Here is a 21,753-nt window from a genome sequence, read left to right as displayed (position 1 = left end):
TGAGGGGGAGCCGGTCCCTGCCCGGCCCGGCGCGGTCGGCACCGCGACAGGGGCGCGTCGAGGAGAGCGTCGTGCGTTCCGCCGACGGGATAGAGCTGGGCGCGCTGTCCCGGAGGCGGCTGCGATCGGGACGGCCTGCTGGTGACGCGGGGAGAGCGCGGGGTCAGCGGAGGGAGATGCCCTCGGTGGCGGGGGCGGCGGAGTAGACGGCGGCGATGGTGTCGGCGAAGTCGGCGAGGATGACGTTGCGCTTGATGCTCATCTTCGGAGTCAGGTGACCGCTCGCCTCCGTGAACTCGGTCGGGAGGATCACGAACTTCCGGATCGACTCGGCGCGGGACACGCGCTCGTTCGCCGCATCGACGGCCCGCTGCACCTCGGCCAGAACGACCGGGTTCACGGCCGCGTCCTCGAGTGAGAGGCCCTTGTCCTGCCCGTTGTTCGCGAGCCACGTCGGCAGCATCTCGGAGTCGAGCGTGACCAGAGCGGCGATGAACGGGCGCTGATCGCCGACGACGACGACCTGGCCGACCAGCGGGTTCGCGCGGATCGGATCCTCCAGCGCCGCCGGAGCGACGTTCTTGCCGCCGGCGGTGACGATGATCTCCTTCTTCCGCCCGGTGACGCGCAGGTACCCGTCCTCGTCCAGAGTTCCGAGGTCGCCCGTGCGGAACCACTCGCCGTCGAACGACTCGGCCGTCGCCGCCTCGTTGTTCCAGTAGCCGCCGAAGACGTCGATGCCGCGCACCTGGATCTCGCCGTCGCCCGCGATCCGGATCGAGACGCCGGGCATCGCCGGGCCCACCGAGCCGATCTTGAAACGCTCGGTGCGGTTGACCGTGGCGGGCGCCGTCGTCTCCGTGAGGCCGTAGCCCTCGAGGATCTTGATGCCGAGGCTGTGGAAGAAGTGCCCGAGCCGGTCTCCCAGCGGCGCCGAGCCGGACACGGCGAAGCGGACGTTCCCGCCCATGGCGGTGCGCAGCTTCGAGTACACGAGCCGGTCGAAGAGGAGGAACTGCAGCTTCAGCGCAAGCGGCACCGAGCCCGCCTCGAGCGCCATCGAGTGGGCGACGGCGACGTCGGCCGCGCGGCGGAAGATCTTCCCCTTCCCCCCGGCCTCGGCCTTCTGCTCCGCGGAGTTGTAGACCTTCTCGAACACGCGCGGCACGGCCAGGAGGAACGTCGGCTTGAAGGACGCGAGCGAGGGGAGCAGCTGCCTGGTGTCGGCCTGGTGCCCCACCTTCACCCCGCCGTGCACGCAGAGGATCGCGATGAAGCGGGCGAACACGTGCGCCGTGGTGATGAACAGCAGCGTCGACGCGCCGGGCTGGTGGATCAGCTCCGTCAGGGCGACCGCCGAGTTGCGGCTGAGCTCGACGAAGTTCGAGTGCCGGATGATGCAGCCCTTGGGGCGGCCGGTGGAGCCGGAGGTGTAGATGATCGTCGCGATGTCGGTGCCGGTCGCCAGCGAGCGGCGGCGCTCGATCTCGGCGTCCGGCACGTCGACGCCGCGCGCGACGAGCTTGTCCAGATCGCCCAGCCCGATCTGCCAGGCGAGTCGGACCTCGGGAAGGTCGGCGCGGATCTCGTCGAAGCGGGCGAAGTGCTCGGGGGTCTCGACGATCACGGCGTGCGCGCCGGAGTCGGTGAGGTTCCACTGCACCTGCGCGGGGGAGGAGGTCTCGTACACCGGGACGAGGATCCCGCCGGCGAACCAGACGGCGAAGTCGATCAGCGTCCACTCGTAGCGCGTCTTGCAGATCAGCCCGACCTTCTCGCCCGGCTCGAGGCCGGCGGCGACGAAGCCCTTCGCGAGGGCCGTGACCTGGTCGAGGAACTCCTGCGCCGTCACATCGCGCCAGCCGTCGCCGTCGGGCAGCGCGAAGAGCGGGCGATCGGGCGTCTCGCGGACGCGGTCCAGCAGGAGGGCGGTCGTGTTGGCCTGGGGATCGGCCGGAACCACCAGGGGGGAATCGAACTGGTCCACGGCAACTCCTTCGGTACCTGAATGAACGTCGTCTCCACCCTACCGGCGCGGCGCAAGCTGTGGATCCGTTCAGGGTAACGATCCAGGGGTGGCTCCGCGAGGAGGGCCGACACGCGTCGCCGGGTCTCGCCGCTGAGCCGCATCGGAGCGCTCGCGGTCACTACACTCGTCCTGGCCGCCGCTCAGGGCGGCCCGCCGACGCTGCCGCGCCGGTGGCGACGGGAAGGCGGTTCGCGTGCACGCGATCGGGATCGACATCGGCGGCACGAAGATCGCCGGAGCCCTGGTCGACGAGTTCGGGGGGATCCTCCGCGAGGACCGTCGGCCCACTCCTGCCGGGCACCCCGAGCTGATCGTCGACGTCGTGGTCGAGATGGTCGAGCATCTGCGCTCCGGCCTGCTCCCGGGAGACGTCTCCGCGGTCGGAGTCGCCGCCGCCGGCTTCATCGACGCCTCGCAGTCGATCGTCTACTACGCCCCGAACATCAACTGGCGCAACGAGCCCTTCCGCGAGAAGCTCTCGGCCCGCATCGACCTGCCGATCATCATCGAGAACGATGCGAACGCCGCCGGCTGGGCCGAGTTCCGCTACGGCTCGGGCCGCCTCGTCAGCGACATGCTGATGCTCACCATCGGCACCGGAGTGGGTGGCGCGATCGTCATCAACGACCGGCTCCTGCGCGGCGGCTTCGGCGCCGCGGCCGAGATCGGGCACATGCGCGTCGTCCCCGGAGGCCTGCCCTGCGGCTGCGGCGCCCGCGGCTGCATCGAGCAGTACGGCTCGGGCCGCGCGCTCCAGCGCTTCGCCGGCGAGCTGGCCGACGCGGGCGGGATCGGCCAGGGCATCGCCGACGCCCGCGCCCGCAACGGCGGCGAGCTGAACGGCCACCTCATCTCCGAGCTGATCACCGCCGGCGACCTCGGCGCCCTCGCGGCGCTGCGACAGCTCGGCCACTGGCTGGGCGAGGCGGCGGCCAGCCTGAGCGCCGTCCTCGACCCGCAGATGTTCGTCATCGGCGGCGGAGTGGCGCAGGCGGGCGACCTCCTGCTGGACCCCATCCGCCAGGCCTACCTCGACAACCTCCCCGCCCGGGGCTACCACCCCGAGCCCGAGTTCCGCATCGCGGAGCTCGTCAATGACGCCGGAGTCGTGGGGGCCGCCGACCTGGCGCGCCTGCACGCGAGCTCCCTCTAGCGGCACCCGCCGCACCCGATCCGCCGCACCGCCGAGGAGCCCGATGTTCTACTGGTTCATGAAGCACATCGTCGCGGGCCCGCTCCTGAAGACGATCTTCCGGCCGTGGGTGGTCGGCGCCGACAAGGTGCCGCAGAACGGCGGCGTGATCCTCGCGAGCAACCACCTCTCCTTCATCGACTCCGTGATCCTCCCGCTGGTGATCGAGCGGAACATGGTCTTCCTCGCCAAGAGCGACTACTTCACCGGCAAGGGCCTCAAGGGCTGGGCGACGCGGACGTTCTTCACCGCCACGGGGATGCTGCCCATCGACCGCTCCGGTGGCAAGGCGTCGGAGGCCTCGCTCAACACGGGCCTCCGCGTCCTCGCGGGCGGCCACGCCCTGGGCATCTATCCCGAGGGCACGCGCAGCCCCGACGGCCGCATGTACCGCGGCCGCACCGGTGTCGCACGCATGGTCCTCGAGGCCCGCGTGCCCGTCATCCCGGTCGCCATGATCGACACCGCGCGCATCATGCCCATCGGCAAGCGCCTGCCGAAGCTGGGCCGCATCGGCATCGTCTTCGGGGAGCCGCTCGACTTCAGCCGCTTCGAGGGCATGGAGGGCGACCGGTTCATCCTCCGCTCGATCACCGACGAGATCATGTACGAGCTCCTCGCCCTGAGCGGCCAGGAGTACCTCGACGTCTACGCGACCTCGGTCAAGGAGAAGCGCGCGGCCCTCACCCGCTGAGCGCCCGCTCGACGCCGGGGGCCCCTCCCGGCCGAGCGCCCTGCCAGGCTATAAGCTCGTCAACCGCTGCCGTCCGTCCGGACGGCGGCCCTCCGCGCGCCGCTGGCGCCCGTCAGAACCGGGAACACCCTCGTGGTCATCGATCCGAACGAACCGTACGTCCTCGCCGCCCCCTCCGTGGTCGCCGGCCTGGACTATTGGCGCGAGCTCGAGATCAAGCAGCAGCCGCAGTGGCCCGATGCGGAGGCCGTGCGAGCGGCGTCCGCCGAGGTGGCCGCGCTCCCTCCGCTGGTGTTCGCCGGCGAGGTGGACCAGCTGCGCGAGCGTCTCGGAGCCGCGGCCCGCGGCGAGGCGTTCCTCCTGCAGGGCGGCGACTGCGCCGAGACCTTCGCCGGAGCGACCGCCGAGCAGATCCGCAACCGCGTCAAGACCGTGCTGCAGATGGCCGTCGTCCTGACCTACGGCGCGAGCATGCCCGTCATCAAGATGGGCCGGATGGCCGGCCAGTTCGCGAAGCCGCGCTCGAGCGACCTCGAGACCCGCGGCGACGTGACCCTGCCCGCCTACCGCGGCGACATCGTCAACGGCTACGACTTCACCCCGGAGTCGCGCGCCGCGGACCCGCGCCGCATCGTGCAGGGCTACCACACCGCCGCCTCGACGCTGAACCTCATCCGCGCCTTCACGCAGGGCGGATTCGCCGACCTGCGCCTCGTCCACTACTGGAACAAGGGCTTCACCGAGAACCCGCAGAACCAGCGCTACGAGCAGCTGGCCCGCGAGATCGACCGCGCGGTAAAGTTCATGGTGGCGTGCGGGGCCGACTTCGAGGGCATGAAGCGCACCGAGTTCTACACCGGCCACGAGGGCCTGCTGATGGACTACGAGCGCCCCATGACGCGCATCGACTCGCGGACCGGCACGCCGTACAACACCTCCAGCCACTTCATCTGGATCGGCGAGCGCACCCGCGAGCTCGACGGTGCGCACGTCGACTTCCTGTCGCGGGTGCGCAACCCGATCGGCGTGAAGCTCGGCCCGTCGACCACGCCCGAGACGATGCTCGAGCTGATCGACAAGCTCGACCCCGAGCGGGAGCCCGGTCGCCTCACCTTCATCACCCGCATGGGTGCCGGGAGGATCCGCGACGCCCTCCCGCCGCTGCTCGAGGCCGTCAAGCGGAGCGACGCCCTGCCGCTGTGGGTGACCGATCCGATGCACGGCAACGGGCTGACGACGCCGACCGGCTACAAGACCCGTCGCTTCGACGACGTGGTCGACGAGGTCAAGGGCTTCTTCGAGGCGCACCGCGCCGCGGGGACGCACCCCGGCGGCATCCACGTCGAGCTCACGGGCGACGACGTCACCGAGTGCCTCGGCGGCTCGGAGCACATCGACGAGGCGACGCTCGCCACCCGGTACGAGTCGGTCTGCGACCCGCGCCTCAACCACATGCAGTCGCTCGAGCTCGCGTTCCTCGTGGCGGAGGAGCTCCGGGGCCGCGCGATCTGATCCGACCCCGACCGCCGGTCGAGTCCTCGTTGAGGGGCTCGACCGGCGGCGTCAGGTCGTGATGGTGATCGACAGCTGGATCGTCGTGCCGCGCTGCACGAGATCGCCGGCCTTGTTGGACTGGTTCGTGACCTTGGTCAGCTCGTTCGGCGCCGCGTCGATCAGCGGGCCGAGCGTCGTCAGGGAGTAGCTCCACGACAGGTCCGCCGCCTCGAGGGCCGCCTTCGCCTCGTCGCGGTTCATCCCCACGACGTTCGGCACGGCGACGGGCTCGGGCCCCTTCGACACGATGACCGAGACGGTGTCGCCGGTCACGGCGGGCGCCTCCGGGTTCGCCTGCGTGAGGACGACGCCCGCGGCCACGGTGTCGCTCCAGTCCTCGCCGCTGCGGTCGAGGGCGAGACCGGCCGCCTCCGCCTTCGCCGTCGCGTCGTCGATCGAGAGGCCGACGACGTTCGGGATCGGTCCGAGGCTCACCACCATCGCGATGGTGCTGGTCTCGGACATCGTCTCGGGCAGCGCCGATCCGTCCGGCAGCGAGGCGGAGACGACCACACCGGCGTCGACGTCGGCGTCGAAGATCTTCGAGACGTCGCCGACGGTGAAGGAGCCTCCCGTCACCGCGGCGGCAGCGTCGGCCTCCGAGAGGCCGGCGAGAGACGGGACCGGCAGCTGGCGCGGCCCGCTCGAGACGGTCAGCGTGATGACGGAGCCCTTGTGCACCCCCTGCCCGCCGGGCGGATCGGAGCTCACCACCGTCCCCGCGGGCACGGTGAGGTCGGGCGTCTCCTGCGGCTGCACCTCGAAGCCCTGCGCCTGCAGCTGGGCCGTCGCGTCCTGCTGCGACTGGCTGACGACGTCCGGGATCGACACGATCGCGCCGGGTCCCTCGCCGAACCACCAGGCCGTCCCGCCGCCGATGAGCGCCAGGAGGAGCACGACCACCGTGAGCAGGACGCCGCGACGCCGTCGGACGCGGCGCCTGCTCGCGAGCCGGGCGACGGTGTCGTCGTCCTCGTCGACCACGAGTACCGCTCCGGGCGCCGGCGCCAGGTCGAAGACCGAGGTCTGCCCGGGCTCCGCCGGATCGAAGACGGCCGTCGCGGGCGCCGGATCGGCGACCGGCGCCGGGAGCGGGGTGACCGCCTGCGTGTCGCCGCGGCGGTCGCTCGGTGTGATGCCCATGAGCCGCTCGGCCTCGAGCAGCTGCGCGAGCATGACACCGGCGTCGCGGGGCCGCATGTCCGGGTCGCGCTCGGTCGCCCAGAGTACGAGCTCGTCGAGCGAGGTGGGGACGGAGGCGACCGTCGCGCTGGGGTACGGGACGGAGTCGTTCGCGTGCTGGTACGCGATCTGCATCGGCTGCTCGCCCGTGAAGGGCTGCTCTCCGGTGAGCATCTCGTAGATCATGATCCCGATGGCGTAGATGTCGCTGCGGGTGTCGGCGGTGCCCCGCGTGACCAGCTCGGGGGAGAGGTAGGCGATCGTGCCGAGGAGGGCCTGACCGGAGGCGGTGTTGGCGGAGGCGGCGCGCGCGAGGCCGAAGTCGCCGATCTTGATCCGGCCGTCGTCGGCGAGGAGCACGTTCTCGGGCTTGAGGTCGCGGTGGAGGATCCCGGCGCGGTGCGCGGCGGCGAGACCCGAGAGCACGGAGTGCATGATGTCGACGACCTGCTGGGCGGTCAGCCGGCCGCGCTCCTTGAGCAGGTCGCGCAGGGTGATCCCGGGGAGGTACTCCATCACCAGGTAGGCCATGTCCGAGTCCTGGCCCTGGTCGAAGACGCTGACCACGTTCGGGTGGGCGAGACGGGCGGCGGAGCGCGCCTCCTGGACGAAGCGGTTCTTGAACGTCGCGTCGTCGGAGAGGTGGCCGTGCATGACCTTCATCGCCACGCGGCGCTCGAGGCGCTGGTCGTGCGCGAGGTAGACCGTCGCCATGCCGCCGCGGGCGATCCTCGAGCGCACCTCGTACCGGCCGTCGACGAGACGGCCGAGGAGGGGGTCGAGCTGGCTGGTGGTCACGCGACGAGTCTAGGCAAGACCCCCGGGGGAACCGGTGAGCGACGCCCGGGCGGCGCAGGACGGGCCCGACTCCTTCTCCGGGGCGCCCGCAGTTGGCGGCCCTCCGGGCTCGTGGCAGTCTTGACGCGTGACCGACTCGTCCGCTTCCCCCGCCACCTCGACCGATTCCGAGCTCGAGTGGCTGACCGTCCCCGACCTCGTGGAGCTGACCGGGCTCGGCGCCGGCCGGGTCCGCCGCCTCCTCGAGGAGCGCCACCTGCTCGGCACCCGCCGCGACGGCGTCCTGAAGGTCCCCGCCCTCTTCCTCCGCGACGGGGAGCCGATGAGCGAGATCCGCGGCACCGCGATCCTGCTCGCCGACTCCGGCTTCACCGACGACGAGGCGGTCGACTGGATGCTGACGGTCGAGGAGAGCCTGGGCACGAGCCCGATCGTCGCCCTCCGCGCCGGCCGCAAGGCCGAGGTCCGGCGGGTCGCCCAGGCCCTGGCCTGATCCCGCCCGTCCGCTCCTAGGAGGTGCGGACCGTGACCTGGGCGGCCAGCTCGCGCAGCTCCGCCACGCCCTCCGTGCGGAGCGGCGCGTCGGGGAGGACCGCGATCGCCGCGGCCACCTCCTGGTCGATGCGCTCCTCGAGCCGCTCGAGGGCGCCGCTGCCCGCGATGATCTCCTGCGCCCGCGCGATGGACGCCGCGTCGGCGTCGTTCCGGCCCACGACCGCGTCGAGCTCGGCCCGCTCGCCCGGCGAGCACGCGCCGCGGGCGAGGCCGAGCAGCACGGTGCGCTTGCCCTCCCGCAGATCGTCGCCGGCCGGCTTGCCCGTCACTGCCGGGTCGCCGAAGACTCCGAGGACGTCGTCGCGCAGCTGGAAGGCGATCCCGACCGGGAGCCCGAAGCGGCGCAGGGCGTCCAGCTGCGCGTCGTCGCCGCCGGCGAGGGAGCCGCCGATCACCAGCGGCGCCTCGATGCTGTACTTCGCGCTCTTGTAGACCACCACCCGCTCCGCCCGCTGCAGGTGCTCGTGCTCGGGGTGCTGCACCCACGCGCTCTCCTCGAGGATGTCGAGGTACTGGCCCAGCGTGACCTCGGTGCGCATCAGGTTGAACTCCGCGCGCGCGCGCTCGGCTGCGACTCGATCCCCGAGCGACCACTCCGCCGCGGCGAAGATCTCGTCCGACCAGACCAGGAGGAGGTCGCCGAGGAGGATCGCGGAGGAGCGGCCGAACTCGTCGCGGTCGCCGGTCCAGCCGCCGTCGGCGTGGAAGGAGGAGAAGCGCCGGTGGGCCGCGGGAGCGCCGCGGCGGGTGTCGGAGTTGTCGATCACGTCGTCGTGGACGAGGGCGGCGGCGTGGAACAGCTCCAGCCCGGCGCCCACCCTCGCGATCGGATCGGAGCCGCTCGGATGGGCCTCGCTCGAGGTGCTCGACACCGCGTTCCAGCCCGCCTCGCAGAAGCGCGCGCGGAACCGCTTGCCCCCGCTGAGAAAGTCCCGCGAAAGGTCGCCGAGGGCGGAGACGTCCTCTCCTATGGAGCGCAGAATTGGCGTGCGCCCGGTGAGGAATTCATCGATTCGGAGCTGGACGCGATCGACCAGTCGAGAGCTGTGGTTCACCCGACCAGCCTATGCACCGAAGGTGCCTGGTGCCTGCGTCGGGCTCGGTCTACACTGAAGCGCCGCCCGACCGGTCGAGCCCAGACGCCGCCTATTCCGGTGCCGATCCCCGAAAGGGTCGACGCCGCACCCTGAAGGGGTCACGATGCCGCTTTCGGAACACGAGCAACGGCTCCTCGATGAGATGGAGCGGAACCTCTACCAGAACGACGCCGATTTCGTGGCGGCGGTCGGCAAGGGGCGCGGCGGCACCAACTACCGGGCCCTCGTGCTCGGCATCCTGCTCGGCATCCTCGGTCTCGCCGTGCTCGTCGCGGGCGTGGTCGTGCGCCAGCCCCTCGTCGGCATCCTCGGGTTCGCCTTCATGCTCGGCGGCGTGATCGTGGCCATGCGCCCGGCCGCCGGCGGCTCCTCCGAGCCCGGCCTGCCCGACGTCGGCCGTCCGTCGAAGCCCCGCTCGGGCAACCGCCAGGGGTCCGGCTTCATGGACCGTCTGAACGACAGGTGGGACAACCGCGGAGACGGGCGCGGCTAGCCTCCCCTCCGCTCCACCACAGGGTCGATCCTCACGGATCGGCCCTTTTTTCGTGCCCGCGGCCTCCCTCCCGCGGCATTCCCCCTCCACTTCGCCCCACTGTCGCGATTCCGCGGAAACACGCGGATGACCGGGGCCTCTCCGGCGCGCCCCGCGCCGCGCCGGGCTTGTGAGTGGGGGGAAGTGGAGTACTGTGGAGGACACACCATCCTTGGCCGGAAGAAGTGGGGGGCAGTCCGTGTTCCTCGGCACCTATTCCCCCAAGCTCGACGAGAAGGGCCGCGTGATCCTCCCCGCCAAGTTCCGCGACGAGCTCTCCTCCGGAGTCGTCGTCACGCGCGGCCAGGAGCGGTGCCTGTACGTGTTCAGCCAGGCCGAGTTCGAGGTGATGCACGAGAAGATCCGGCAGGCGCCGGTGACCAGCAAGCAGGCGCGGGACTTCCTCCGGGTGTTCCTCTCGGGCGCGAGCGCCGAGACGCCGGACAAGCAGAACCGCGTGACCCTCCCGGCTCCGCTGCGTGCGTACGCGGGCCTCGACCGCGACCTCACCGTCATCGGAGCGGGCAACCGCGCCGAGATCTGGGCGCAGGGCGCCTGGGAGACCTACCTGCAGGAGCAGGAGTCCGTGTTCTCCGACACCCAGGAGGAGGTGATCCCCGGCCTGTTCTAGGTCCTGTCGCGCGACTCCCAGCCACTCGGCGCCCGGACGCACCTTCCCCGGTGTCCGGACGCGAGGTGGATGGGGATCGGACGACAGGAACGGGAACGGCGGGACCGCCATGGCAGAGAACACTCCGAAGGGCGCTCCGCGCCCGACCGAGGAGCGGCACCTCCCGGTGCTGCTCGAGCGCTGCGTCGAGCTCCTGGCTCCGGCGCTGGAGCGCGACGGGGCGGTCGTCGTCGACGCGACGCTCGGCATGGGCGGGCACTCGCTCGCGCTGCTCGAGCGCTTCCCCGGCCTGCACCTCGTGGGCCTGGACCGCGACCCCGAGGCGCTACAGCTCGCGGGGGAGCGGCTCTCCGCCCACGCCTCCCGGATCGACCTCGTGCACGCCGTCTACGACGAGCTGCCCGACGTGCTCGACGAGCTGGGCATCGACACGATCGACGGTGCGCTCTTCGACCTCGGCGTCTCCTCGCTCCAGCTCGACGAGACCGAGCGCGGGTTCTCCTACTCCAAGGACGCGCCGCTCGACATGCGGATGGACTCGACCGCCCCGCTCACGGCGGCGAGCATCCTCGCCGACTACGACGAGACCGCCCTGCGCCGCATCTTCCACGAGTACGGCGAGGAGCGCCTCGCCGCGCGCTACGCCAAGAAGATCGTGGAGGCCCGTCGCGAGGCTCCGCTGGAGCGCTCCGGCCGTCTCGTCGAGATCATCCAGGCGGCGACCCCGGTCGCGATCCAGCGGAACGGCCACCCCGCCAAGCGCGTCTTCCAGGCGCTGCGGATCGAGGTCAACCAGGAGCTGTCCGTCCTCGAGCGGGCGATCCCCGCCGCGCTGGGCCGGATCAACGAGGGCGGGCGGATCGTCGTCGAGGCGTACCAGTCGCTCGAGGACCGGATCGTCAAGCGCGCGCTCCAGGCCGCGTCCTCCTCCACCGCCCCGGCCGGCCTCCCGATGGAGCTGCCGGAGCACCGACCCGAGTTCCGACTCGTCATCCGCGGAGCCGAGCTCGCCTCCGACGACGAGAAGGCCCGCAACCCCCGAGCGACACCCGTGCGTCTGCGCGCGGCCGAGAGGATCAGGAGCACCGCATGAGCGCCACCGCCGTCATCGACCCCGCCGTCATCGACACCGCCCGCCGAGCACGCCCCGAGGAGGAGGCGCCCCGCCCCCGCATCGAGGCCGTCCCGGCCGGTCAGGCGCAGTCGCGCCCGAAGCTCGTCTACGGGATCGTCGCCGTCGCCGGCCTCTTCGCGATCATCGTCGTCCAGCTCCTGGTGAGCGTCGGCCTCTCGCAGGGGGCCTACCAGATCTCGGCGCTGCAGACCGAGCAGAAGTCGCTCACCCGCAGCAACGCGGAGAAGCAGGACGCCGTCGACACGCTGAGCTCGCCGCAGAACCTCGCCACCGCCGCACAGGGCCTGGGCATGGTCGCCAACACCGCGCCGGTCTACCTCCGCCTCTCGGACGGCGCCGTGCTGGGTGACCCCTCCTCCGCCGCGTCGAGCGAAGTCGCGGGCACCGCCTCCGCGCCGCTCGTGCCCAACGCCCTCGTCCCGGCTCTCCAGCCCGGCGCGAGCGCGTCCTCCCCTGCTGTCGACGGTGCGGCCGTACCGTTGCAGGGCGAGCTGCCCGCGCCCATCACGCACTGACGCACGGCGTCGCGGTCCGCCTCCGCGCGGGCACCCGCCCCGCGGGGCGCACGACGACCATCCGGACCCGACGAACGGCGGCCCGCCCGCCCGGAGCAAGAAGGACACCGCCGCAGTGAGACACCACCGCTCGAGCAGACGCCGCACGGCCGTCACGTTCGTCATCATCGTCGCCGTCGTCGGACTCTTCATCGGCAAGCTGGTGGACATCCAGATCGTGCGGGCGAACGAGCTCACCGATGCGGCCGCCCAGAACCAGTCGAACAGCGTCGTCACCTACGGCCAGCGCGGCCCCATCGTGGACCGCTCCGGGACGGTGCTCGCGGACACCACCACGCGCTACCGGCTGACGACCTCGCCGAAGAACGTGGCCGAGTTCCCGCGCGAGCTGGGCGAGGACCAGAAGGTCATGGTCAGCGTGCAGCAGGCCGCCTCCGAGATCGGCGCGATCACCGGGCAGTCGGTCGAGCAGATCACCGGAGCGGTGGACGCCGCGCTCGCGAAGGACGCGAAGGCCAACTACCTGATCCTCTCGGAGGGGCTCGACCTCGAGGCCTACCAGAAGCTCGTCGCGCTCGACATCCCGTGGACCTACTTCGAGACCCAGCAGGGACGCAGCTACCCCAACGGCGCGGTGGCCGGCAACCTCGTCGGCTACGTCGGGGCGGACGGAGCGGCCCAGGAGGGCATGGAGTACGCGGAGAACACCTGCCTCGCGGGGCAGAACGGGTCCGAGAGCTACGAGCGCAGCGCCGACTACGTCCGGATCCCGGGCAGCACCGTCTCGGAGACCCCGGCGGTCGACGGCGGGACGCTGAAGCTCACCATCGACTCCGACCTCCAGTACTACTCCCAGCAGGTCCTCTCGCAGCGCGTCGCCGAGGTCGGCGGCAGCTACGGGATCGTCGTGGTGCAGGAGGTCAAGACCGGCAAGCTGCTCGCCGTGGCCGAGACGCCGACCGTCGACCCCAACAACGTCGAGGCGAGCGCCTCCGCAGACCGCAGCTCGCGCGCCTTCCGCGCGCCGTTCGAGCCGGGCTCGACCTTCAAGCCGATGACGGCCGCGATGCTGATCGACCAGGGCCAGGCGGGCCCGACGACCCAGGTCGTCGTCCCGGACTCCTTCGAGAAGGACGGCGCCTCGTTCAGCGACGACTTCGCGCACACCCCGACGAACTACACGCTGACCGGCATCCTCAAGGACTCGTCGAACGTCGGCATCTCGATGCTCGGCTCCCGCCTGTCGGCCCAGACCCGCTACGACTACCTGCAGAAGTTCGGTCTCGGCACGCCCACCACGAGCGGCTTCCCCGGCGAGGAGGGCGGCCTGCTCGCCGACTACCAGGACTGGGACAACCAGACGAACTACACGACGATGTTCGGCCAGGGCGTCTCGGCGACCGCGGTGCAGGTCGCGAGCATCTACCAGACGCTCGGCAACGGCGGAGTGCGGCTCCCGTCGCAGCTGATCGACGGCTGCACCACGGCCGACGGCTCCGTCGTGGACGTCCCCGATGCGACGGGCACCCAGGTGGTGTCGAGCTCGGCCGCGAAGCAGGTCGTCGACATGCTGCAGACGCACTACAACGAGGGCTGGCTGGCGAACGACATCCACGTCGACGGCTACAACATCGCCACCAAGACCGGTACCGCGCAGCAGCCCGACGGGAAGGGCGGCTACTCGAAGAGCTACACCGTCTCGCTCGCCGGGCTCGCGCCGGCGGAGGACCCGGAGTACGTCGTGACGGTCACCATCGCCGATCCGGTTAAGATGAACACGTCCCAGGCGACGGCTCCCGTCTTCCAGCAGGTCATGACCCAGGTGCTCAAGACCAACCGGGTGGAGCCGTCCACGGTGCCGCCCGTCCAGTACCCCACGACGTGGTGAGCCCCGCCGGGACCACGATCCACGCACCAGAACGAGAGAAAGAGCGGGCAGTGCACGACCCTCGCCCGCAGTCCTCCCTCCGCCCCGAGCACCCCGTGCCGCGGAGCCTCTCGCAGCTCGTGGCCGAGTTCTCCCTCGGCCCGGTCCGCGGCCTCGAGGGCGTCGAGGTGAGCGGAGTCACGCTGGACTCGAACCAGGTCGAGTCCGGAGACCTCTACGTCGGTGTCGCAGGACGCCGTGCCCATGGCGCGGCCTTCGCGTCCGCCGCCGCGGCGTCCGGAGCCGTCGCCGTGCTGACCGATCCCGCCGGAGCGGAGCTCGCCGCCGACAGCGGCCTGCCCGTGCTGGTGACCCCCGACCCGCGGGCCGCCCTCGGTGACGTCGCCGCGTGGATCCACCGCACCCGCGAGGACGTCCCGACGCTCTTCGGCGTGACGGGGACCAACGGCAAGACGAGCGTCGTCTACATCCTCGACGCGCTGCTGCGCCGGCTCGGAGTCGTCTCCGGCCTCAGCTCCACCGCCGAGCGCCGGATCGGCGACGTCGCCGTGGTCAGCTCGCTGACCACTCCCGAGGCGAGCGAGCTGCACGGCCTGCTCGCTCGGATGCGCGAGTCCGCCGTCCGCGCGGTCTCCATCGAGGTGTCGGCGCAGGCGCTCACGCGGCACCGGATCGACGGCCTCGTCTTCGACGTCGTCGGCTTCACGAACCTCAGCCACGACCACCTCGACGACTACTCCGATCTGCGCGAGTACTTCGAGGCCAAGGCCGACCTCTTCGAGCCGGAGCGCGCACGCCGCGGCGTCGTCACGGTCGACAGCGCCTGGGGGCGCGAGCTCGCCGAGCGCAGCCGCATCCCCGTCGCGACGCTCGCCGGCTCTCCGGTCGTCGGAGTCGCCCCGACGACGCCCGCCGACTGGTCGATGACGGTGCTGGACGCGACGCCCGACAGCACCACCTTCCGCCTGGAGGGGCCCGAGAACCGCTCCGTCGTCGTCACCGTCTCGCTGATCGGCTGGTACATGGCCTCCAACGCCGCGCTGGCGATCGTGATGCTGGTGGAGTCGGGCTTCGACCTGGACGCCGTCGCGCACGCGCTCGAGGACAGCCGTCTCGACGTCTACATCCCGGGCCGCGCCGAGCTCGTCTCGGGGGAGCGCGGACCGCGCGTCTACGTCGACTACGGCCACACCCCCGACGCGTTCCAGAACGCGCTCGAGGCGCTGCGGACCATCACGCCCGGCCGCCTGTTCATGGTGTTCGGGGCGGACGGGGACCGCGACACGACCAAGCGGAGCGACATGGGCGCCATCGCCGCCCGCCTCGCCGACGTCGTGGTCGTCACCGACTTCCACCCGCGCTGGGAGGATCCGGCCGCCATCCGTGCCGCGCTCCTCCAGGGCGCCCGGGCCGCCGTGCCCGACCGGGAGATCCACGAGATCGCCGACCCGCGCGCCGCCGTGCGCGCCGCCGTCGCCCTCGCGCGCGAAGGGGACTCGATCCTCTACGCCGGGCCCGGCCACGAGGACCACCAGGAGATCGCAGGAGTGCACATGCCGTATTCGGCCAGAGACGACGTCCGTCACGCGCTGCGCGAGGCGGGCTGGCTGTAGATGATCGCCCTCACCCTCACCGAGATCGCCGAGGCCGTCTCCGGACGCCTCCACCTGGCCGGCTCGTCCGCCACGGCCGCCACCGTGATCGACGGAGCGACCGAGACCGACTCCCGCGAGATCGCGCCCGGCGGGATCTTCGTCGCCAAGCGCGGCGAGCACACCGACGGCCACCTCTTCGCTCCCGCCGCTCTCGAGCGCGGTGCCGCACTCCTCATCGTGGAGCGCCCGCTCGACCTCGACGTGCCGCAGGTCCTCGTCGACGACTCCGTCGAGGCGCTCGGCGCACTGGCGACCGAGGTCGTCCGCCGCGTCCGCGCGAAGGGCGGGCTCACCGTCATCGGCGTCACCGGCTCGAACGGCAAGACGACGACCAAGAACCTCCTCCGCACCGTCCTCGAGCGGGTCGGCGAGACGGTCGCTCCGCGCGGATCCTTCAACAACGAGGTCGGCGCGCCGATCACGATGCTCCAGGTGTCCGAGTCGACGCGCTTCCTCGTCGCCGAGATGGGCGCGAGCGCGGTCGGCGAGATCCGCCGCCTCGTCCGGATGGCCAGGCCCGACGTCGGCGTCGTCCTCGCCGTGGGCCTCGCGCACGCCGGCGAGTTCGGCGGGATCGAGCGCACGCTCGAGGCCAAGACCGAGATGGTCGCCGACCTCACCGCCGACGACGTCGCCGTGCTGAACGCCGACGACGGCCGGGTCGCCTCGATGGCGGGCCGCACCGCCGCCCGGGTCCTCTGGTTCGGCCGCGGCGAGAGCGCGGACGTCCGCGCCGTCGACATCGACGCGACCGCCGACGGCACCCGCTTCGCCATCGAGGTCTCGGCGGGGGAGGGCCGCGAGGCCGCTCGCGCCGAGCTCCTGCTGCGCGTCCTCGGCGAGCACCACGTGATGAACGCCCTCGCGGCGACCGCCGCCGCGCTCTCTGTCGGAGTGGCGCTGCCCGCGATCGTCGAGGCTCTCGCGACCGTCACCCTCGCCGAGCGCGGCCGCATGGAGGTCCTGGGCGGCGAGGACGTCCGCGTCATCAACGACGCGTACAACGCGAGTCCCGACTCCACCGCGGCCGCCCTGCGCACCCTCGCCCAGATCGCGAAGCCCGGGGGGCGCACCGTCGCCGTCCTGGGAGAGATGAGCGAGCTCGGCGAGTGGGCCGACGAGGAGCACGAGCGCGTGGGCCTGCTGGCCGTCCGCCTCAACATCTCCCAGATCGTGGTGGTGGGCCGAGGCGCCCGCCGGATCCACGTCGCGGCCGAGCGCGAGGGATCGTGGAGCGGCGAGTCCGTCTTCGCGGAGACCTCCGACGAGGCGTTCGACCTCCTCGAGGACTACCTGCGACCCGGCGACACCGTGCTGGTCAAGTCGTCCAACTCCGCGGGGCTGCGCTTCCTCGCCGACCGTCTCGGGGAGCGTCACCGATGAGGGCACTCCTCCTGTCCGGCGCGTTCTCGGGAGCCTTCACGCTCCTGATGACGCCCCTGTTCATCCGCCTCTTCCACCGCCTGCAGTGGGGCCAGTTCATCCGCGAGGACGGACCGAAGTCGCACCACGTCAAGCACGGCACGGCGACGATGGGCGGCATCGTCATCATCATCGGCACCGTGGTCGGCTACTTCCTCGGGATGCTGTTCGGCAACCGGGCGATCGCGCCGTCGGCCCTGCTGGTGCTCTTCATGATGGTCGGGCTCGGACTCGTCGGCTTCGTCGACGACTTCCTGAAGACCCGCAACCAGCGCAGCCTCGGCCTCGGCGGCTGGGCGAAGATCGCCGGCCAGGTCATCGTCGCCGCGGCCTTCGCGGTGATCGCGATCGTGGTCCGCGACTCCAACGGGCTCACCCCCGCGTCCACCTCGATCTCGTTCATCCGCGACCTGCCGTTCGACTTCGCCTCCCTCGGCTGGATCGGCATCGGCCTGTTCGTGCTGTGGATCTGCATCATCGTCACCAGCACGTCGAACGGCGTGAACGTCGCCGACGGGCTCGACGGACTCGCCACCGGGTCCTCGATCCTCGCGATCGGCTCCTACGTCATCATCGGGTTCTGGCAGTCGAACCAGTGGTGCTTCGACCAGCACCTCAACCCCGAGGTCGTCGACAAGTGCTACCAGGTGAGCGACCCGTTCGACCTGGCCATCATCGCGGCGGCCGTCTCCGGTGCCCTGGTGGGCTTCCTCTGGTGGAACACCTCGCCGGCGCAGATCTTCATGGGCGACACCGGCTCGCTCGGCCTCGGCGGCGCGCTCGCGGCCCTGGCGATCCTCACCCGCACCGAGCTGCTGGTCATCCTCATCGGCGGCCTGTTCGTCATCGTGACCGGCTCGGTCATCCTCCAGCGGATCTACTTCAAGCTGACCCGGGGCAAGCGCATCTTCCTGATGAGCCCGCTCCACCACCACTTCGAGCTCAAGGGCTGGGCCGAGATCACCGTCGTGGTCCGGTTCTGGATCATCGCCGGCATCTTCGTCGCCGCCGGAGTCGGGCTCTTCTACCTGGAATGGCTGTCGCTGGCATGACCGATCCCGCCCGTCCCGACTCCCTCCGCAGCTGGCACTCGGACTGGCGCGGCCTGCGCGTCGCCGTGCTGGGCCTGGGCGTCACCGGGTTCTCGGTGGCCGACACCCTGACCGAGCTCGGCTCCGAGGTGCTGGTCCTCGCCGACCGCGCCGACGAGGAGCGCGAGCGCCTGCTCGAGGTGATCGGCGCCCGCCTGCACCGGGCCGACCGCCTCGACTCCGCTCCGGAGGAGCTGCACGCGTTCGCACCGGAGCTGGTCGTGGTGTCGCCCGGCTTCCGGCCGACGCACCCGATCCTCGTGTGGGCGGCGGAGTCCGGGATCCCCGTGTGGGGCGACGTCGAGCTCGCCTGGCGCGTCCGCGACAAGGTCGTGCGCGCCGACGGCACTCCGGCGGACTGGGTGGCCGTCACCGGCACCAACGGGAAGACCACGACCGTCCAGCTCACGGCGACGATGCTCGTGGCCGGCGGCCTCCGCGCCGCCCCCTGCGGCAACATCGGCGTGCCCGTGCTCGACGCGGTCCGCGACCCGCAGGGCTTCGACGTCCTCGTCGTGGAGCTCTCGAGCTACCAGCTGCACTACCTGGGCGCGATCGAGCCGATCGCGAGCGCGTGCCTCAACATCGCCGACGACCACCTCGACTGGCACGGTTCGTTCGACGCCTACCGCGCAGCCAAGGGCAAGGTCTACGCCGGCACCCGCGTCGCCTGCGTGTACAACCGCGCCGACGCGGCGACCGAGCAGATGGTGCTCGACGCCGAGGTGGTGGAGGGCGCCCGGGCGATCGGGTTCGGCCTCGGCGTGCCCGGCCCGAGCGACTTCGGGATCGTCGACGGCATCCTCTGCGACCGCGCCTTCCTCGAGGACCGCCGCACCAGTGCCCTCGAGATCACCACCGTGGACGAGCTCGCCGCTCGGAACCTCGCCGCTCCGCACATCGTCCAGAACGTGCTCGCCGCGGCAGCGCTCTCCCGAGCGTGCGGGATCGAGGTCACGGCCGTCCGCACCGCGCTGGCGTCCTTCGAGCTCGACGCCCACCGCATCCAGGTCGTCGCCGAGCACGACGGGGTGACCTGGGTGAACGACTCCAAGGCCACGAACCCGCACGCCGCCGACGCCTCGCTGCGCGCGTACCCGTCGGTCGTCTGGGTCGTCGGCGGCCTGCTCAAGGGCGTCGACGTGGACGCCCTCGTGGCCGCGCACGTCGGCCGCCTGCGGGGCGCCGTGGTGATCGGCGCCGACCGCTCGGCGCTGCTCGCGGCATTCCGACGACACGCGCCCGCCCTCCCCGTGAGCGAGGCGGCGCCGGACGACACTGGTGCGGTGATGCAGGCGGCCGTCGAGGCGGCCGCGACGCTCGCCCGCTCGGGGGACGTCGTCCTGCTCGCACCCGCCGCGGCCTCGATGGACCAGTTCCTCGACTACGCGGCTCGGGGCCGCTCCTTCGCGGCCGCCGTGGCGACACACCTGGGAGGGGGAGCCGATGACCGCTCCGACGACGAGCCGCCCCGCGGGCCGCTCGCGCACTGAGCCGCGCGGGAAGGACCGGAGCGGGGCCCGCTCCGCGCGGATCGTCCTCTCGAAGGTCTTCGCCTCCCACTCGCCGAACTTCTACCTCCTCTTCGGAACCACGCTCTTCCTGGTGCTGTTCGGACTGACGATGGTGCTCTCCTCCTCGTCGGTCACCTCCTACGTGTCGAGCGACGACTCCTTCGGGGGCTTCCTGCGCCAGGGCGGGTTCGCCCTCCTCGGGATCCCGATGATGCTGGTGGTCTCGCGGCTGCCCCTCGGCGTGTGGAAGCGCGTGACGCCGATCCTGCTCATCGCCGGCTGCGTCCTCCAGTGCCTCGTGCTCTTCACGCCGCTCGGCGACTCCGTCGGCGGGAACCGCAACTGGATCCGCCTCGGCGCCTTCAGCATGCAGCCCTCCGAGATCATCAAGCTCGCGCTCGCCCTCTGGCTGGGGCTCCTGCTCGCCCGCCGCTACCGGTCGCCGAAGGACTGGAAGGACGCGCTCATCCCCGTCCTGATCGTCGGCGGCGCGGCGATCGGACTGGTCCTCATCGGAGGCGACCTGGGCACGGTCGTGATCATGGCGGGCATCGTCCTCGCCGCACTCTTCTACGCGAACGTCCAGATGAAGGTCCTCGTGCCGATCGTGGTGGTCGGCGCGATCGGAGCGGTGCTGTTCGCCGTCTCCAGCGACAACCGCCTCACCCGGATCATGTCCTTCCTCGGCGACTGCTCCAACGTCGAGGAGTACCAGAACTCGTGCTGGCAGCCGGTGCACGGCACCTGGGCGATGGCCTCCGGCGGGATCTTCGGCGTGGGCCTCGGCAACTCCAAGGCCAAGTGGTCCTGGCTGCCCGCCGCGGACAACGACTACATCTTCGCCATCATCGGCGAGGAGCTCGGGCTGATCGGAGCGATCGTCGTCCTGGCGCTGTTCGTGGTCCTCGCGGTCGCCTTCTTCCGCGTCATCCACGCGTCCTCCGATCCGTTCGTGCGGATCAGCACCGGCGCGATCATGGTCTGGCTGATCGGCCAGGCGTTCGTCAACATCGGCGTCGTCCTGGGGGTGCTCCCGGTGCTGGGGGTCCCGCTGCCGCTGATCTCCTCCGGAGGCACCGCCCTGCTCAGCTCGCTCCTCGCCATCGGCGTCGTCCTCTCCTTCGCCCGCACCCAGACCGCGCCCCTGCCCGGCGCTGGCGTGCTGCGCCGCAGGAAGGCGGCGGCGGAGTGACCCGCTACCTGCTCGCCGGCGGCGGCACCGCCGGCCACGTCAATCCGCTGCTCGCGACGGCCGACGAGATCCGCAGGCGGAACCCGCGCGACGAAGTGCTCGTGCTCGGCACCGCCGAGGGGCTCGAGGCGCGCCTCGTCCCCCTCCGCGGCTACGAGCTCTCGGTGATCCCGCGGCTGCCGTTCCCGCGCCGCCCGAACGCGGCGGCGCTGCGGTTCCCCGGAGCCTTCCGCGCGACCATCGCCGGCATCGTCCGGACGATCCGCGACCGGCGGATCGACGCGGTGGTCGGCTTCGGAGGGTACGCGGCAGCACCCGCCTACCTGGCGGCCCGCCGCGCCGGCGTCCCCTTCACCGTCCACGAGGCCAACGCGCGCCCCGGGCTCGCCAACCGCCTCGGCGCGCGCGCGACCCGCTCGGTCGGCGTGGCCTTCGAGGGCACGCCCCTGCCGCACGCGCGGGTGGTCGGCATGCCGCTGCGCCGCGAGATCGCCGAGCTCGACCGGGCCGCGCGCCGCGACGAGGCGATGGCGGCGCTGGGCCTCGACCCGTCCCGGCAGACCCTCCTGGTGACCGGCGGCTCCCTCGGCGCTCGACGGATCAACGCGACGGTGCACGCCGCCGCCCGGGATCTCGTCGCCACCGGCTTCCAGGTCCTCCACATCACGGGCGACCGTGCCGAGATCACGGACCCGGGGGTGGCCGGCTACCACCTCCTCGCCTACTGCGACCGGATGGACCTCGCGCTGTCCGCCGCGGACGTGGCCGTCTCCCGCGCGGGGGCGGCGACCGTCAGCGAGCTGACAGCCCTCGGCCTGCCCGCGGTCTACGTCCCGTACCCGGTCGGCAACGGCGAGCAGCGCTACAACGCGCGCGGCGTCGTCGACGCCGGGGGAGCGGTCCTCGTCGAGGACGCCGCCTTCCTCCCCGGCTGGGTCCAGCGGGAGCTCGTACCGCTCCTGGGCGACACCGCCCGTCGCGACGAGATGGCGCGCCGGGCTGCCCGCGTGGGAGTCCGCGACGGCTCCGGGCGGCTCGTCGACCTGATCGAGTCGACCCTCTCCGCTCCGCGCTGAG

Annotated in this window: 18 protein-coding genes; 15 read left to right on the top strand and 3 right to left on the bottom strand. The window is 71.7% G+C overall.

Translation table 11 applies throughout. The annotated features are described in order from the left end of the window. Positions 1-163 precede the first annotated feature (163 nt). Positions 164-1,987 (bottom strand): long-chain fatty acid--CoA ligase, encoded by a 1,824-nt coding sequence (locus C5C30_RS13820; RefSeq protein WP_104257314.1) that lies wholly within the window; start codon positions 1,985-1,987, stop codon positions 164-166. Between the two features lie 235 nt (positions 1,988-2,222). Between C5C30_RS13820 and C5C30_RS13815 the strand changes: the two genes are divergently transcribed. The 3 genes from C5C30_RS13815 to C5C30_RS13805 all read left to right on the top strand — a co-directional run bounded on the left by C5C30_RS13815 (position 2,223) and on the right by C5C30_RS13805 (position 5,427). Further along, complete coding sequence (locus tag C5C30_RS13815) at positions 2,223-3,182, top strand: ROK family glucokinase (protein WP_104222580.1); 960 nt, start codon at positions 2,223-2,225, stop codon at positions 3,180-3,182. 43 nt (positions 3,183-3,225) lie between these two features. Next, positions 3,226-3,915 carry a 1-acyl-sn-glycerol-3-phosphate acyltransferase gene (locus tag C5C30_RS13810; RefSeq protein ID WP_104222581.1) on the top strand — a complete coding sequence of 230 codons (690 nt, stop codon included), beginning with the start codon at positions 3,226-3,228 and terminating at the stop codon, positions 3,913-3,915. A gap of 177 nt (positions 3,916-4,092) precedes the next feature. After that, positions 4,093-5,427 (top strand): class II 3-deoxy-7-phosphoheptulonate synthase, encoded by a 1,335-nt coding sequence (locus tag C5C30_RS13805; RefSeq protein WP_104222617.1) that lies wholly within the window; start codon positions 4,093-4,095, stop codon positions 5,425-5,427. A 51-nt stretch (positions 5,428-5,478) separates the two neighbouring features. On the opposite strand, the gene pknB is transcribed toward C5C30_RS13805, so the two are convergent. Next, on the bottom strand, positions 5,479-7,449 hold the full coding sequence (gene pknB / locus C5C30_RS13800; RefSeq protein WP_104333960.1) for a Stk1 family PASTA domain-containing Ser/Thr kinase: 1,971 nt from the start codon (positions 7,447-7,449) through the stop codon (positions 5,479-5,481). A gap of 127 nt (positions 7,450-7,576) precedes the next feature. On the opposite strand from pknB, the gene C5C30_RS13795 reads away from it, so the two are divergent. Then, on the top strand, positions 7,577-7,942 hold the full coding sequence (locus C5C30_RS13795; protein ID WP_104222583.1) for an Rv2175c family DNA-binding protein: 366 nt from the start codon (positions 7,577-7,579) through the stop codon (positions 7,940-7,942). A 16-nt stretch (positions 7,943-7,958) separates the two neighbouring features. Here the strand turns inward: C5C30_RS13795 and C5C30_RS13790 are convergent, their stop codons facing one another. After that, positions 7,959-9,059 carry a polyprenyl synthetase family protein gene (locus C5C30_RS13790; RefSeq protein ID WP_104238695.1) on the bottom strand — a complete coding sequence of 367 codons (1,101 nt, stop codon included), beginning with the start codon at positions 9,057-9,059 and terminating at the stop codon, positions 7,959-7,961. Positions 9,060-9,204: 145 nt separating this feature from the next. Between C5C30_RS13790 and C5C30_RS13785 the strand changes: the two genes are divergently transcribed. From C5C30_RS13785 to murG, 11 genes are all read left to right on the top strand, one after another. Next, on the top strand, positions 9,205-9,594 hold the full coding sequence (locus tag C5C30_RS13785; RefSeq protein ID WP_104233350.1) for a DUF3040 domain-containing protein: 390 nt from the start codon (positions 9,205-9,207) through the stop codon (positions 9,592-9,594). A 238-nt stretch (positions 9,595-9,832) separates the two neighbouring features. Beyond that, positions 9,833-10,264, top strand: coding sequence for a division/cell wall cluster transcriptional repressor MraZ (mraZ, locus tag C5C30_RS13780; RefSeq protein ID WP_104222586.1), 432 nt, complete (start codon positions 9,833-9,835; stop codon positions 10,262-10,264). A gap of 109 nt (positions 10,265-10,373) precedes the next feature. After that, a complete protein-coding gene (rsmH, locus tag C5C30_RS13775) occupies positions 10,374-11,357 on the top strand; it encodes a 16S rRNA (cytosine(1402)-N(4))-methyltransferase RsmH (RefSeq protein WP_104225374.1) in 984 nt (327 codons plus the stop codon). Next, positions 11,354-11,914: a hypothetical protein gene (locus C5C30_RS13770; protein ID WP_104222588.1), complete on the top strand. Its 561-nt coding sequence runs from the start codon at positions 11,354-11,356 to the stop codon at positions 11,912-11,914. Before rsmH ends, C5C30_RS13770 begins: the two co-directional genes overlap by 4 nt. A gap of 115 nt (positions 11,915-12,029) precedes the next feature. Then, a complete protein-coding gene (locus C5C30_RS13765) occupies positions 12,030-13,802 on the top strand; it encodes a penicillin-binding protein 2 (RefSeq protein ID WP_258063941.1) in 1,773 nt (590 codons plus the stop codon). Positions 13,803-13,852: 50 nt separating this feature from the next. Further along, entirely contained in the window at positions 13,853-15,415 is a 1,563-nt protein-coding gene (locus C5C30_RS13760) for a Mur ligase family protein (RefSeq protein ID WP_104238697.1), read from the top strand. After that, entirely contained in the window at positions 15,416-16,840 is a 1,425-nt protein-coding gene (gene murF, locus C5C30_RS13755) for a UDP-N-acetylmuramoyl-tripeptide--D-alanyl-D-alanine ligase (protein WP_104222590.1), read from the top strand. It abuts the gene before it with no gap. Further along, a complete protein-coding gene (gene mraY, locus C5C30_RS13750; protein ID WP_104250755.1) occupies positions 16,837-17,931 on the top strand; it encodes a phospho-N-acetylmuramoyl-pentapeptide-transferase in 1,095 nt (364 codons plus the stop codon). The genes murF and mraY overlap by 4 nt, the downstream gene beginning before the upstream one ends. Next, complete coding sequence (murD, locus tag C5C30_RS13745) at positions 17,913-19,463, top strand: UDP-N-acetylmuramoyl-L-alanine--D-glutamate ligase (protein WP_258065965.1); 1,551 nt, start codon at positions 17,913-17,915, stop codon at positions 19,461-19,463. The genes mraY and murD overlap by 19 nt, the downstream gene beginning before the upstream one ends. Beyond that, positions 19,417-20,676 (top strand): putative lipid II flippase FtsW, encoded by a 1,260-nt coding sequence (gene ftsW / locus C5C30_RS13740; protein WP_104222593.1) that lies wholly within the window; start codon positions 19,417-19,419, stop codon positions 20,674-20,676. The genes murD and ftsW overlap by 47 nt, the downstream gene beginning before the upstream one ends. Further along, positions 20,673-21,752 carry an undecaprenyldiphospho-muramoylpentapeptide beta-N-acetylglucosaminyltransferase gene (gene murG, locus C5C30_RS13735; protein ID WP_104273472.1) on the top strand — a complete coding sequence of 360 codons (1,080 nt, stop codon included), beginning with the start codon at positions 20,673-20,675 and terminating at the stop codon, positions 21,750-21,752. The genes ftsW and murG overlap by 4 nt, the downstream gene beginning before the upstream one ends. The last annotated feature ends 1 nt before the right edge of the window (position 21,753 follow it).

The organism is Rathayibacter sp. AY2B5 (assembly GCF_002931645.1).
Classification (GTDB): Bacteria; Actinomycetota; Actinomycetes; order Actinomycetales; family Microbacteriaceae; genus Rathayibacter.
The sequence above is the reverse complement of the archived record's forward strand: the minus strand, read 5'-3'. Positions and strand labels throughout refer to the sequence as shown.

Bases quoted from the DNA above. Each gene is read 5' to 3' on its own strand.
- C5C30_RS13810 (WP_104222581.1), top strand. From the start codon at position 3,226: ATGTTCTACTGGTTCATGAAGCACATCGTCGCGGGCCCGCTCCTGAAG.
- C5C30_RS13785 (WP_104233350.1), top strand. From the start codon at position 9,205: ATGCCGCTTTCGGAACACGAGCAACGGCTCCTCGATGAGATGGAGCGG.
- rsmH (WP_104225374.1), top strand. From the start codon at position 10,374: ATGGCAGAGAACACTCCGAAGGGCGCTCCGCGCCCGACCGAGGAGCGG.
- C5C30_RS13770 (WP_104222588.1), top strand. From the start codon at position 11,354: ATGAGCGCCACCGCCGTCATCGACCCCGCCGTCATCGACACCGCCCGC.
- murF (WP_104222590.1), top strand. From the start codon at position 15,416: ATGATCGCCCTCACCCTCACCGAGATCGCCGAGGCCGTCTCCGGACGC.
- mraY (WP_104250755.1), top strand. From the start codon at position 16,837: ATGAGGGCACTCCTCCTGTCCGGCGCGTTCTCGGGAGCCTTCACGCTC.
- murD (WP_258065965.1), top strand. From the start codon at position 17,913: ATGGCTGTCGCTGGCATGACCGATCCCGCCCGTCCCGACTCCCTCCGC.
- ftsW (WP_104222593.1), top strand. From the start codon at position 19,417: ATGACCGCTCCGACGACGAGCCGCCCCGCGGGCCGCTCGCGCACTGAG.